Source organism: Serratia sp. Res13-Sevr-LER1-36-b, from assembly GCF_015673035.1.
GTDB lineage: Bacteria > Pseudomonadota > Gammaproteobacteria > Enterobacterales > Enterobacteriaceae > Chania > Chania fonticola_C.
The window spans coordinates 106187-118731 of record NZ_JADACK010000037.1 but is presented as its reverse complement, the minus strand read 5'-3'; the positions used below and the strand labels follow the sequence as shown (position 1 = coordinate 118731).

Below are 12545 nucleotides of genomic sequence, written 5' to 3'. Positions count from 1 at the left end.
CGCTACCGTCTGGCCGCAAACCTGAAAGATGATGGGGATATGAGCAAACATTTCAAACTGCATTCCGAATTCAAACCGGCCGGCGATCAGCCGCAAGCCATCCAAAAGCTGGAAGAGGGCCTGGAAGACGGCCTGGCGCACCAAACGCTGCTGGGCGTGACCGGCTCGGGTAAAACCTTTACCATCGCCAATGTGATCGCCGATCTCAACCGGCCCACCATGGTGCTGGCGCCCAACAAGACCCTGGCGGCGCAGCTGTATGGCGAGATGAAAGAGTTCTTTCCCGAGAATGCGGTGGAATATTTTGTCTCCTACTACGATTACTACCAGCCAGAAGCCTATGTGCCTAGCTCCGATACCTTTATCGAGAAAGACGCCTCGGTCAACGAACATATCGAGCAGATGCGCCTGTCGGCCACCAAAGCGTTGCTGGAGCGGCGTGACGTAGTGGTGGTGGCTTCGGTTTCCGCGATCTACGGCCTGGGCGATCCGGATTTGTACCTGAAAATGATGCTGCACCTGACCAAGGGCATGATCATCGATCAGCGTTCGATCCTGCGCCGTCTGGCCGAGCTGCAATATACCCGCAACGATCAGGCTTTCCAACGCGCCACCTTCCGCGTGCGTGGCGAAGTGATCGACATTTTCCCGGCAGAATCGGACGAGTTGGCGCTGCGCGTTGAGCTGTTCGACGAAGAGGTCGAACGCCTGTCGCTGTTCGATCCGCTAACCGGCCAGATTGAGCAGGTGGTGCCACGCTTTACCATCTACCCCAAATCTCACTACGTTACCCCGCGTGAACGTATCGTGCAGGCGATGGAAGAGATCAAGGTAGAACTGGCCCAGCGGCGTAAAGTGCTGCTGGAAAACAACAAGCTGTTGGAAGAACAGCGTTTGACGCAGCGTACCCAGTTCGATCTGGAAATGATGAACGAGCTGGGTTACTGCTCCGGTATCGAAAACTACTCGCGCTATCTTTCCGGGCGCGGTGAGGGCGAGCCACCGCCAACCCTGTTCGACTACCTGCCCGCAGACGGATTGCTGGTAGTGGATGAATCCCACGTCACCATCCCGCAGATCGGCGGTATGTTCAAAGGCGACCGCTCGCGTAAAGAGACGCTGGTGGAGTACGGCTTCCGTTTGCCTTCGGCGCTGGATAACCGGCCGATGCGTTTTGAAGAGTTTGCCGCTGCGGCACCGCAAACTATCTACGTGTCCGCCACGCCGGGCAAATATGAGCTGGAGAAATCCGGCGGCGATATTATCGATCAGGTGGTGCGCCCAACCGGCCTGCTGGATCCGATCGTCGAAGTGCGCCCGGTGACCACTCAGGTGGACGATCTGCTTTCTGAGATCCGCAAGCGCGTGGCCATCAACGAGCGCGTACTGGTCACCACGTTGACCAAGCGTATGGCAGAAGACCTGACGGAATACCTGGAAGAGCACGGGGAGCGGGTGCGTTACCTGCACTCGGACATCGATACGGTAGAACGTGTCGAAATCATCCGTGATTTGCGCCTGGGCGAGTTTGACGTGCTGGTGGGAATCAACCTGTTAAGGGAAGGCCTGGACATGCCAGAGGTATCGCTGGTGGCGATCCTGGACGCGGACAAGGAAGGGTTCCTGCGTTCTGAGCGCTCACTGATCCAGACCATTGGCCGAGCGGCGCGTAACCTCAACGGTAAAGCGATCCTGTATGGTGACAGGATCACCGATTCAATGGCCAAGGCAATCGGCGAAACCGAACGCCGCCGCGCCAAGCAGCAGGCGCATAACGAAGCCAACGGTATCGTACCTCAGGGCCTGAACAAGAAGGTTTCGGATATTCTGCAACTTGGGCAACCAAGCAGCCGTGGCAAGCACAAAGGGAAGGGCAAAGCGGCAGAGAGCGCGGCGCAATACAAACTGCTCACCCCCAAAGCGCTGGAGCAAAAAATCCAGGAATTGGAGGCACAGATGTATTCCCATGCGCAGAATCTGGAGTTCGAACAGGCCGCTGCGGTGCGTGATGAAATCCACCAACTGCGCGAGCAGTTTATCGCGCTATCATAGTGAACCCAAGGGGCGTGGTATGCGCGCCCCGGTAAATTTTCTTGCCGTACGCCCGTTTGCTGATTAAGGTGTGCGCCCCAAGTATTGAGACGAGTAGCCGCCATGACCGCAACCCCATCCCCATCCAAAGACCCGTTACACGGTATTACGCTGGAGCAACTGCTGAACAAGCTGGTAGCCCAATATGGCTGGAACGGGCTGGCAGAGCGTATTCGCATCAACTGCTTCAGCAGCGATCCGAGCATCAAATCCAGCCTCAAGTTCTTGCGCCGCACCCCGTGGGCACGCAAGCAGGTGGAAGATCTCTACATCGACAGCGTTAGCGATAATCCTTGGCTCCGTGGCCAAGATTAATCGCGGCTAGCTAGCTGCACCAACGCGGTATCCAGCGCCTGGCGTAATAGCAGGCGATCGTGGCGATACGGGATATCGCTGGCTTCCAGCGGTTGTTGCACCACAATGCGATCCTGCATGGCGCTGGTATCCACCGCCGGGCCAACGATCACTGCGTCAATCATTTTACGGCCGATCTTCTCTTCCATCAGCGCCAGTTTGTCTTGCAGCGTCAGTGCGGCTGCCGCGACGCTCAGTTCGCGGCCCAGATTACCGATATACACCATATTGGCGCTGCTGCGTCGCAGAGCCTGAGTCAGATCCTCAAGCAGCAACAGTGGCATCAGGCTGGTAAGAAAACTGCCTGGCCCGATCAGGATCAGATCGGCCTGCGCGATCGCCTCAACCGCTTCACGGGTGGCGTGTACCGGCGGCGAGAGCATCAGCTCTTGTGGCATGATCCTTAGCTGATCGATATTCACTTCGCCGTAGACCTGGTGCCCCTCATGATCGTGGGCCATCAGATCGACCGGCTGTTCCGACATCGGGATCAGCGCCGCGTCGATCTTCAGCAGACTACGCACCAGATTGATCGCCTCCAGCGGGCGCACGCTCAGATGATCCAAGGCTTTCAGCATCAGATTCCCCAGGTTATGCCCCGCCAGCTCCCCGTTGCCGCTAAAACGGTATTCAAACATCGCTGAGGCGACGCTAGGCTCGGTAATCAGCTGATTGAGGCAATTACGGGTGTCACCCCAGGCAATGCCGCCTTCAGAACGGCGGATGCGGCCGGTAGAACCGCCGTTATCGGTGGTGGTGACAATGCCGGTCAGGCGAGAGCCCAACGACGACAGCGAAGACATCACACGGCCAAGGCCGTGACCACCACCTAATGCCACGACGCGATCAAGATCGGCCAGGGTACGGTTGCGCATAAAATTCCTTAACTCAGGGTAGGTAGACTGCCTGCATAAAGTAGCGGATTTGGCACAAAAACGCGATAAAGAGTGCGATTTGCGTGATTCTGGTCAATTCGCTGGCATAACGGTTGTTTATTATGGTTATCCAGACCTGAGAGGGTGAAAAACCGCTGTATACACAAGTATATAGCGTGAATCCACATTGGCTATCGCGGCTGTTTAGCGCTAGAATTCTCGGGAAAACCACGGTTTCGTTCCGGCTACTTGAGGTAGCGGGAATGGGATCAAAACTCCTAGCCTTGGTACCTACGTTGTTCTTTGGAGCGATAGGGTATCCTGGCCGTGGCGAAGTCAGCCACCAGGGTGCAGAGTGGAAACGCTCGCATCTCCCGTATTTGGAAGGTGTTACAGGTGCCGCAACTTATTGATGCTTTTGAGCGCAAATTTTACTATTTGCGCCTATCGATCACCGACGTGTGTAACTTTCGTTGCACCTACTGTCTGCCGGATGGCTATAAGCCGAGCGGCAGCCCCAAGACCTTCCTCTCTCTGGATGAAATTCGGCGCGTCAGCCGAGCCTTTGCCGAACTGGGTACCGAAAAGGTACGCCTGACCGGCGGTGAGCCTTCTTTACGCCGCGATTTTACCGACATCATTGCCGCCGTGCGCGAAAACCCAGCGATCCGAACCCTGGCGGTGACCACCAACGGCTATCGCCTGGCACGTGATGTAGCCAGTTGGCGTGATGCGGGCCTTACGGCGATTAACGTCAGCGTAGACAGCCTTGACGCACGCCAGTTTCATGCCATCACCGGCCAGGACAAGTTCCGCCAGGTGATGGAGGGCATCGATGCCGCCTTTACCGCCGGTTACAGCAAGGTGAAGGTGAATGCAGTGCTGATGCGTGATGTCAATCACCAGCAATTGGGCAGCTTCCTTAACTGGATCAAGGATCGGCCAATCCAACTGCGGTTTATCGAACTGATGGAAACCGGTGATGGCAGCGATCTGTTCCGCAAGCACCATGTGTCTGGCGAAGTGATCCGCCTGCAGTTGGAACAGCAGGGTTGGCAGCGCCAAGTCCGTGGCCGCAGTGATGGCCCGGCACAGGTATTCAGCCACCCGGATTATCAGGGCGAGATAGGGCTGATCATGCCGTACGAAAAAGATTTCTGTGCCAGTTGCAACCGCCTACGGGTTTCCGCCATTGGCAATCTGCATCTGTGCCTGTTTGGTGAGCAAGGGATTACCCTGCGCGATCTGCTGGCGGATGACAGCCAGTTGGAACAGCTGAAAATGCGCATTCAAAGCGGGCTGCAAACCAAAAAGCAAACCCACTTCCTGCATCAGGGCAATAGCGGTCTCACGCAGAACCTATCGTTTATCGGCGGTTGATACGATTTCCTGTAGCAATGGGGAACGTCAGATGATGAATACGAGCTCGAACGGTCCCCCTCTCACTAAAGGAGAGGGTGAGAGGCCATCGACAATCAGGAGCACAACACACAATGAGCCAAACCAGCAGTGAATTTATTGCGGCCAAGATTGCCATTCTGACCGTTTCGGATCGCCGCACTGAAGCGGACGATACCTCCGGACAATATCTTCAAGAAGCCGTGCAGGAAACCGGCCATCAGGTGGTGGCGCGCGCCTTGGTCAAAGACAATATTTATCAGATCCGTGCGCAGGTTTCCGCATGGATTGCCAGCGATGACGTGCAGGCCGTGTTGATTAACGGCGGCACCGGCTTTACCTCCGGGGACAATACGCCAGAAGCGCTATTGCCGCTGTTTGACCGCGAAGTGGAAGGGTTCGGCGAACTGTTCCGCATGGTGTCATACGAAGAGATCGGTACCGCGACCATCCAGTCCCGCGCTTTGGCCGGTATTGCCAATCAGACGGTGATCTTCGCCATGCCGGGCTCCACCCGCGCCTGTCGTACCGCCTGGGAACGTATTATTGAAGAGCAGTTGGACGCGCGCCATCGCCCGTGCAACTTCTTACCCCATTTAAAGAAGTAATCTATGACGCAGCTAACCCACATTAACGCCGCTGGCGAGGCCCATATGGTCGATGTCTCTGCCAAAGCGGAGACGGTACGTGAAGCCCGTGCCGAGGCTTTTGTTGAAATGCAGGCGGCAACGCTGGCGATGATTATCGACGGCAGCCACCATAAAGGCGACGTATTCGCCACGGCACGTATTGCCGGAATTCAAGCGGCGAAGCGCACTTGGGAACTGATCCCTCTTTGCCATCCGTTGATGTTAAGCAAGGTGGAAGTACAGCTCGAAGCGCAACCGGAATTTAACCGCGTGCGTATCGAAACCTGCTGCCGTTTGACCGGTAAAACCGGGGTTGAAATGGAGGCGTTGACTGCCGCTTCGGTGGCAGCGCTCACCATCTACGACATGTGCAAAGCGGTGCAGAAAGATATGGTAATTGGCCCGGTGCGGCTGCTGGCAAAAAGCGGCGGCAAGTCCGGTGATTTTAAGGTGGAATCATGATCACTATTCTGTTTTTCGCGCAGGTGCGTGAACTGGTCGGTACCAATATGCTGAGCCTGCCGGCGCAGTACCTTACGGTTGAAGAGCTGCGTAAATCGCTGTGCGAGCGTGGCGATCGTTGGGCGCTGGCGCTGGAGCCTGGTAAATTGCTGACGGCGGTCAATCAATCCCTGGTGGCCGCAGAGCATCCGCTGCAAGCAGGTGATGAAGTGGCTTTCTTTCCACCGGTAACCGGAGGTTAACAGTGGAAAATACTCGTATCCGCGTTGGCCAGGCAACCTTTAGCGTAGGTGAAGAATACCAGTGGCTGGCACAGTGTGATGATGACGGCGCAGTGGTGACTTTTACCGGCAAGGTACGCAATCACAATCTGGGGGATGACGTCAGCGCGCTGTCGTTGGAGCATTACCCTGGCATGACTGAAAAAGCCCTTGAAGAGATCGTTGCACAAGCGCGGGCCCGTTGGCCATTGCAGCGGGCAACGGTGATCCATCGCATCGGTGATCTTTTCCCTGGTGATGAAATTGTGTTTGTCGGCGTGACCAGCGCTCATCGCAGCATGGCCTTCGAGGCGGCACAATTTATTATGGATTACCTGAAAACCCGAGCGCCCTTCTGGAAACGTGAGGCGACCGGGCAGGGGGAGCGTTGGGTAGAGGCCCGCGATACGGATAAACAAGCCGCCAAGCGGTGGTAAATCGCGCCTCAACAGCGGAAATAAATCAATACCTTTGTCCGTTTCGCGCGGTGTTTTCTGTGGTACGCTTATTATTGGCAGGGGAAGTTCCCCGAAACTTGGCTCACATGTAAAAGGTAACCGTCATGGACCGATATCCACGTAATGGTTCGATCGTTGAACGTGCCAACAGCGGCATTCAGGCTTATATGGCGCAGGTGTATGGCTGGATGACCTGTGGCTTGCTGTTGACCGCATTTGTTTCCTGGTATGCAGCGCATACGCCTGCGATCATCAACTTTATTTTCTCTAGCCAGATCACCTTCTTTGGGCTGATTATCCTGCAGTTGGGCCTGGTGTTTGTGATTTCCGGTATGGTTAACCGCCTGAGCGGCACCATGGCCACTGGGCTATTTATGCTCTACTCGGCGCTGACCGGGTTAACGCTATCGAGCATCTTCATTGCCTACACCTATAGCTCGATCGCCAGCACCTTCGTGGTTACTGCGGGGATGTTCGGTGCGATGAGCCTGTACGGCTACACCACCAAACGCGATTTGAGCGGTTTCGGCAGCATGCTGTTTATGGGGCTGATTGGTATTGTGCTGGCGTCACTGGTGAACATCTGGCTGAAAAGCCCGGCGCTGATGTGGGCAATCACCTATATCGGCGTGCTGGTATTTGTGGGCCTGACGGCGTATGACACCCAGAAACTGAAAGCAATGGGTGAACAGCTGAATGCCGATGATAAAGACAGCTTCCGCAAATACGCCATCGTTGGCGCATTAACGCTGTATCTCGACTTTATCAACCTGTTCCTGATGCTGTTGCGTATCTTCGGCAACCGTCGCTAATACGCTAGCTCAGCAATAAATATCTGGCCCCGTTTTAACACGGGGCTTTTTTATAGGATTTTTCTGTCTTCTGGTTGAAAATTATCACCTTGACATCTATAAGGTTTTTTTTGTTTAATATCCGATGGATAGGGAGGGTAAAAGTCATATATGTCTTTTACTTAGGATGATAATAATATGGATTGTGAAAAACTATCATGGATAAGACCGATTTAAGTCAAAAATGGAAGGATCGTTTTGCTCTGTTTGACAGCGCCGGTGGGGATATTAACTCTCCGCAATATAAAAGCGCGATTAAAAACATGAAGTTCTTAGGCCGCATTAAATATGTATTTAATTTTTATGCTTTTTTCTTTGGCATTATTTATTTCTGCATACTTGGCTTATGGAAAAAAGGGTTAGTGATGTTCGGCGCGATTTTGGCGTTCAACGTGATCATTATAATTGTTGAATCCGCGACCGGAATGGATCTAGATGCGCTGGCCCGTGGTGTGAATATAGGTTATGCAGGTTCTTGTGCCACGATTGCCAACTATGCTTATTACCTCAAAGAAGTCAAAGGGTTGGATAGTTGGAACCCGTTAGAAGGTTTTACCAAGAAATCGTCGGCAAAGATCGCAGCAATGTAAGTGGAATATTTAAGGGCAATAAACTGTATTGCCCTTAACATGATAATGTAATCTTAGCTGCCGTTCATACTTACCGCTATTGCAATCAGATAGATGAAAAAGATCACCGCGCTAATGCACATAGTTAGGAATGCTGACCATTTCAATGTAGATTTAAATAATCCAACCAATGCAAAGCATAAAACCAGCAGGTTTGCCATTAAATTGATGTAGCAGAATACGCTCGCCGTGGTATTGACCCATTCGGCAGTTTCTTCCGGCAAAGAAAACAGTATGATAAGCAGGATAACCATGCCTAACAGGTTGAACCAAGCCAGGTTAAGTCCAAAACGGACCATGCTGTTAAAAGAGTTTTCCTTTACTGCTGCTATTTCTGTCAAATCGCCCTCCATAAGCAATTAAATTACAGTACGCATATTCTACGCATTCTGTTTACGGTTTAACATCACTTCCATAGCGCTTCACTTCACCGAACATCGATAAATATTAAAGGCGGGCGCTGCATGCTGCGCCCCCCACATGCCGAGTCTGTGGAAATTCTTTAGCAGTCTCAGCCGACCTCACCCGTCGGTTTTTTTGCGTCTGCTATTCAGGCAATCTTCCGTCTGAACATGGCATAGGCCGCGCTACCGGTGGTGGCGGTAATCACCAACAGTGGCCATAGGCTGTGCCAGATGATGCTGAAACCGGCATCCTTGAGGTAGATCTGCTTGGTGATATCGGTGAAGTGGCGGATAGGGTTGGCCCAGGTGAGATGCTGAAGCCAAACCGGCATATTCTCCACCGGCGAGACATAGCCGGAAAGCAGTATCGCCGGCATCATAAACACAAACACCCCGATAAACGCCTGCTGCTGCGTCGCGCACAGCGAAGAAATCAGCAGCCCGAAGCCCACCAAAGACAGCCCGTAAACCAGCATGGTGCCGTAGAACAGCAGCAACGAACCGGCAAACGGGATCTGGTAGGCAAAGATACCGATAAACAGCACGATCGAAGCCTGGAAGGTGGCAATGATCAGGGCCGGTACCGCCTTGCCGATAAAAATCTGCCAGGTGGTTAAAGGCGAAACCAACAACTGCTCCAACGTGCCTTGCTCACGTTCACGTGCGACGGAAAGCGAGGTAACGATCAACACGCCGATGGTGGTGATCATCGCGATCAGCGAAGGCACCACGAACCATTTGTAATCCAGATTCGGGTTATACCAGTTGCGTACCACCAGTTCGCTGTTGTTGGGCTTGGTACGCTGCCCAATCAGCTCATTCTGGTAGTCCTGCACGATCTGCTGCACATAGTTGGCGGCGATCTGCGCGCTGTTGGAGTTACGGCCATCGAGGATCAACTGCAACGGTGCGGTATTACCACTGGCGATATCCCGTGAGAAGTTGGCCGGGAAGCGGACCAGCAGCAGCGCCTTCTGATTATCAATAGTGGTTCTTATCTCCTGCGGGCTGCGCAACAACAGCACGTGAGAAAAGGCTTTGGCTTTGGCAAGGCGTTGAGTCAGTTCAATGGAGTGCTGGCCGCTGTCCTCACTGTACACCGCGATGGTGGCGTTGGTGACTTCCAGCGTAGCGGCGAACGGGAACAGCACCACTTGCAACAACACCGGCATAATCAGGATCGCGCGGGTCTGCGGATCGCGCAGTAGAGACTGCATTTCTTTAACGATCAACGTCCAGAGACGGTGAAACATGGCTTCCCCTTAATCCAGCCGCCGCTGGGTTTTCCAGGCCGTCAGGCCGATAAACACCACCGCCGAAGCGATCAAAAACAGCAGGTTAATCACCAGCACGGTGCCGATGTTGCCTGCCAGGAACAGCGTTTGCAGCGTACTGACAAAGTAGCGCGCCGGAATGATATAGGTCACCGCACGTACCACGGCGGGCATACTGTCGATCTGGAAGATAAATCCAGACAGCATAATTGAAGGTAAAAAGGCGGCGTTCAGGGCCACCATTGCCGCGTTAAACTGGTTGCGGGTAATGGTCGAGATTAACAGCCCCATGCCGAGCGTGCTGGCCAGGAACAGACTGCTGATCACGAACAGCAGCAGCAAGGAGCCACGGTAGGGCACGCCGAGTACAAATACCGAAACCACCATACACAGCACCATGGCGATCATGCCCAGGAAATAGTACGGCACCAGTTTGGACAGCAGCAGCTCGCTGCGCGTGACCTGGGTGGAAAGCAGCGCCTCCATGGTGCCACGCTCCCATTCGCGGGCGATCACCAACGAGGTCAGAATGGCACCGATCACCGTCATGATAATGGTGATGGCTCCTGGAATAATAAAGTGCTGGCTGATGGCCGCCGGGTTAAACCAGTAGCGCATCTGGACTTCAATCAGCGGCTTGTCATCACGCCCGAGATCGGTGGCACGCTGCTGCTGCCAGATTTGCCAGATCCCTTGGGTATAGCCTTGCACAAAGTTGGCGGTATTGGGCTCGCTGCCGTCGGTAATCACCTGTAAAGGAGCGCGGTCGTTGGGCCTTGCCAAATGCTCGGCAAAATCGCTAGGGATCACCACCAGGCCGCGAATGCTGCCAGCCTGCATCATTTGGATCAACTGCTGGCGGTTATCGCTGACAGTCGGTTCAATATAGGGTGAACCGATAAAGGCATTGGCCAGATCGCGTGCCTCTTCGCTTTGCTGTTCCATCAGGATCCCCAGCCGCAGCTTGCTGGAATCCAGGTTGATGCCGTAACCAAAGATAAACAGCAGCATCAGCGGAATGACGAAGGCAATCAGTCCGCTGCTGGGATCTCGCAATATCTGCCGGGTTTCTTTCAGGCATAACGCCCGCAGTCGCCGCCAGGAAAAGCCGTTGTCGCTGCTCATGCTGTCTCCTCCCGATCGTAGCCCTGCACCAGCTCGATAAACGCCTCTTCCATCGAAGGGTTGGGGTTTTGCTCGCTGGCTATCTGCTGTTTGAGATCGTCTGGTGTGCCAGCGGCGATAATTTTGCCGCGATATACCAGGCCGATGCGATCGCAGTATTCCGCTTCATCCATAAAGTGGGTGGTGACCATCACCGTCACGCCTTTATCCACCATGCCGTTGATGTGCAGCCAGAACTCGCGCCGGGTCAGGGGATCGACGCCCGAAGTGGGCTCATCAAGAAACAGAATATCTGGCTCATGCATCAGCGCGCAGGCCAGCGCCAATCGCTGTTTGAAACCGAGCGGTAGCGAATCCGGCGTTTGGTTGAGGATCGGGGCGAAGTTGAAGGCGCGAGACATCTCGTCAATTTTATCGCGCTGGCTCTTGCCACTCAGCCCATAAACGCCGGAGAAAAACTTCAGGTTCTGCGCCACCGTCAGGTTGCCATACAGCGAAAATTTCTGTGCCATATAGCCCAGGTGCTGGCGCGCCTTGCCCGAGCTGGTTTTTAGATCCATACCTAGCACCAGCGCTTTGCCATCGCTAGGCACCAGCAGGCCACACATCATCTTGAAAGTGGTGGATTTACCTGCGCCGTTGGGGCCAAGCAGGCCAAAGATCTCGCCGCGCTGCACTTTGAAATCCACATGGTCGGTGGCCGCAAAGTCGCCGAATTTTTTGGTCAACCCCTGAGCTTCGATCACCGTTTCCGAGCTGTCTCCCGTTACCGTGGGCATGATCTCGGCCAAGGCAGATTTACTGTTCGGGCCGCCGCCTAACAGATCGATAAACGCATCCTCAAAACGCGGTTCGGCCTCGGTTAATTCGGCCTGAGGCAGATCCAGATCCTGCAATACTTGCTGATGATCTTCACCCGGCTTGAGGATCAGCCGCAGATATTTCCCCTGGATCACACCGTCGCTAACCGCAGGCAGGCAGATCGCCCGTTGCAACAGCGATCGGTGGCTACCGGCTGGGGTATCGATCAAAATGGTACGGCCAGCCATGCGCTGGGTAAGATCCTGTGGCGCGCCGCTGAACAGTAACTCACCTTCGTTCATCAGCAGTACTTCGCGGCACTGCTCGGCTTCGTCGAGATAGGAGGTACTCCACAGGATCAGCATGCCGTCGTTGGCAAGCTCATGCACCATTCGCCAGAGTTCACGACGTGAAATGGGATCGACGCCGACGCCGGGCTCATCCAGCAGCAACACCTGAGGTTGGCCAAGCAGCGTACAGGCCAGCCCGAGCTTTTGCTTCATCCCGCCGGAAAGCTTGCCCGCCAGCCGTTTGGTAAAGCGGGTCAGATCGGTAAACGTCAGCAACCGCTCAAAGGTTTGCTTACGCAGATCGCCGGTGACTCCGCGCAGATCGGCATACAGCGTGAGATTTTCCATCACCGTCAGATCTTCATACAGCCCGAACTTTTGCGGCATGTAACCGAGAATGGCGTGCAACTGGCGATCCTGTGCTATCGGATCCAACCCGGCGACGGTCAGCTTGCCGCTGCTGGGGAGCAGCAAACCTGCCAACATGCGCAGCAGGGTAGTTTTACCCGCGCCATCGGGGCCAACCAGCCCAGTCACCGCGCCACTGCGCAACGTGGTCGTTAAGCTGGCCACCGCCGGTTTATCGAGTGATGGAAAGCGTTTTTCCAACGCCACCAGTTCAATCGTATGTGCCTGTGCCATCA

14 protein-coding genes and 1 riboswitch are annotated in these 12545 nt (G+C 54.5%); of the genes, 9 read left to right on the top strand and 5 right to left on the bottom strand.

The window, feature by feature from the left end; genetic code table 11:
- Window positions 1–39 precede the first annotated feature (39 nt).
- Both uvrB and IMQ33_RS21605 read left to right on the top strand, forming a co-directional pair.
- A complete protein-coding gene (uvrB, locus tag IMQ33_RS21610) occupies window positions 40–2052 on the top strand; it encodes an excinuclease ABC subunit UvrB (protein ID WP_024530550.1) in 2013 nt (670 codons plus the stop codon).
- Between the two features lie 102 nt (window positions 2053–2154).
- On the top strand, window positions 2155–2406 hold the full coding sequence (locus IMQ33_RS21605) for a VF530 family DNA-binding protein (RefSeq protein ID WP_098928179.1): 252 nt from the start codon (window positions 2155–2157) through the stop codon (window positions 2404–2406).
- Here the strand turns inward: IMQ33_RS21605 and yvcK are convergent.
- Window positions 2403–3320, bottom strand: a complete 918-nt coding sequence (gene yvcK, locus IMQ33_RS21600; RefSeq protein ID WP_065686747.1) for a uridine diphosphate-N-acetylglucosamine-binding protein YvcK — start codon at window positions 3318–3320, stop codon at window positions 2403–2405. The two genes, IMQ33_RS21605 and yvcK, sit on opposite strands and share 4 nt — an antisense overlap.
- A gap of 263 nt (window positions 3321–3583) precedes the next feature.
- Window positions 3584–3726, top strand: a riboswitch (molybdenum cofactor riboswitch).
- Here yvcK and moaA point away from each other — a divergent pair.
- The 7 genes from moaA (at window position 3717) to IMQ33_RS21565 (ending at window position 7968) form a co-directional block, all read left to right on the top strand.
- Window positions 3717–4700, top strand: a complete 984-nt coding sequence (moaA, locus tag IMQ33_RS21595; protein ID WP_196062003.1) for a GTP 3',8-cyclase MoaA — start codon at window positions 3717–3719, stop codon at window positions 4698–4700. (Overlaps the previous riboswitch by 10 nt.)
- 113 nt (window positions 4701–4813) lie before the next feature.
- The gene (moaB, locus tag IMQ33_RS21590) at window positions 4814–5326 is read left to right on the top strand and encodes a molybdenum cofactor biosynthesis protein B (RefSeq protein ID WP_065686748.1); all 513 of its coding nucleotides are present in this window, start codon (window positions 4814–4816) and stop codon (window positions 5324–5326) included.
- 3 nt (window positions 5327–5329) lie between these two features.
- The gene (gene moaC, locus IMQ33_RS21585) at window positions 5330–5809 is read left to right on the top strand and encodes a cyclic pyranopterin monophosphate synthase MoaC (protein ID WP_024530554.1); all 480 of its coding nucleotides are present in this window, start codon (window positions 5330–5332) and stop codon (window positions 5807–5809) included.
- Entirely contained in the window at window positions 5806–6051 is a 246-nt protein-coding gene (gene moaD, locus IMQ33_RS21580; protein ID WP_024530555.1) for a molybdopterin synthase sulfur carrier subunit, read from the top strand. Before moaC ends, moaD begins: the two co-directional genes overlap by 4 nt.
- Before the next feature lie 2 nt (window positions 6052–6053).
- Window positions 6054–6506: a molybdopterin synthase catalytic subunit MoaE gene (gene moaE / locus IMQ33_RS21575; protein WP_024530556.1), complete on the top strand. Its 453-nt coding sequence runs from the start codon at window positions 6054–6056 to the stop codon at window positions 6504–6506.
- A gap of 125 nt (window positions 6507–6631) precedes the next feature.
- Window positions 6632–7339: a Bax inhibitor-1/YccA family protein gene (locus IMQ33_RS21570; protein WP_021180400.1), complete on the top strand. Its 708-nt coding sequence runs from the start codon at window positions 6632–6634 to the stop codon at window positions 7337–7339.
- A 197-nt stretch (window positions 7340–7536) separates the two neighbouring features.
- On the top strand, window positions 7537–7968 hold the full coding sequence (locus tag IMQ33_RS21565; RefSeq protein WP_196062002.1) for a DUF2628 domain-containing protein: 432 nt from the start codon (window positions 7537–7539) through the stop codon (window positions 7966–7968).
- Window positions 7969–8021: 53 nt separating this feature from the next.
- Here IMQ33_RS21565 and IMQ33_RS21560 read toward each other — a convergent pair whose 3' ends face one another.
- The 4 genes from IMQ33_RS21560 to IMQ33_RS21545 form a co-directional block, all read right to left on the bottom strand.
- Entirely contained in the window at window positions 8022–8348 is a 327-nt protein-coding gene (locus IMQ33_RS21560; RefSeq protein WP_065686751.1) for a hypothetical protein, read from the bottom strand.
- A gap of 209 nt (window positions 8349–8557) precedes the next feature.
- Complete coding sequence (locus tag IMQ33_RS21555; protein WP_024530557.1) at window positions 8558–9664, bottom strand: ABC transporter permease; 1107 nt, start codon at window positions 9662–9664, stop codon at window positions 8558–8560.
- A 9-nt stretch (window positions 9665–9673) separates the two neighbouring features.
- Window positions 9674–10810: an ABC transporter permease gene (locus tag IMQ33_RS21550; protein WP_021805222.1), complete on the bottom strand. Its 1137-nt coding sequence runs from the start codon at window positions 10808–10810 to the stop codon at window positions 9674–9676.
- Window positions 10807–12543 carry an ATP-binding cassette domain-containing protein gene (locus tag IMQ33_RS21545; protein ID WP_098928177.1) on the bottom strand — a complete coding sequence of 579 codons (1737 nt, stop codon included), beginning with the start codon at window positions 12541–12543 and terminating at the stop codon, window positions 10807–10809. The genes IMQ33_RS21550 and IMQ33_RS21545 overlap by 4 nt, the downstream gene beginning before the upstream one ends.
- Between the last annotated feature and the right edge of the window lie 2 nt (window positions 12544–12545).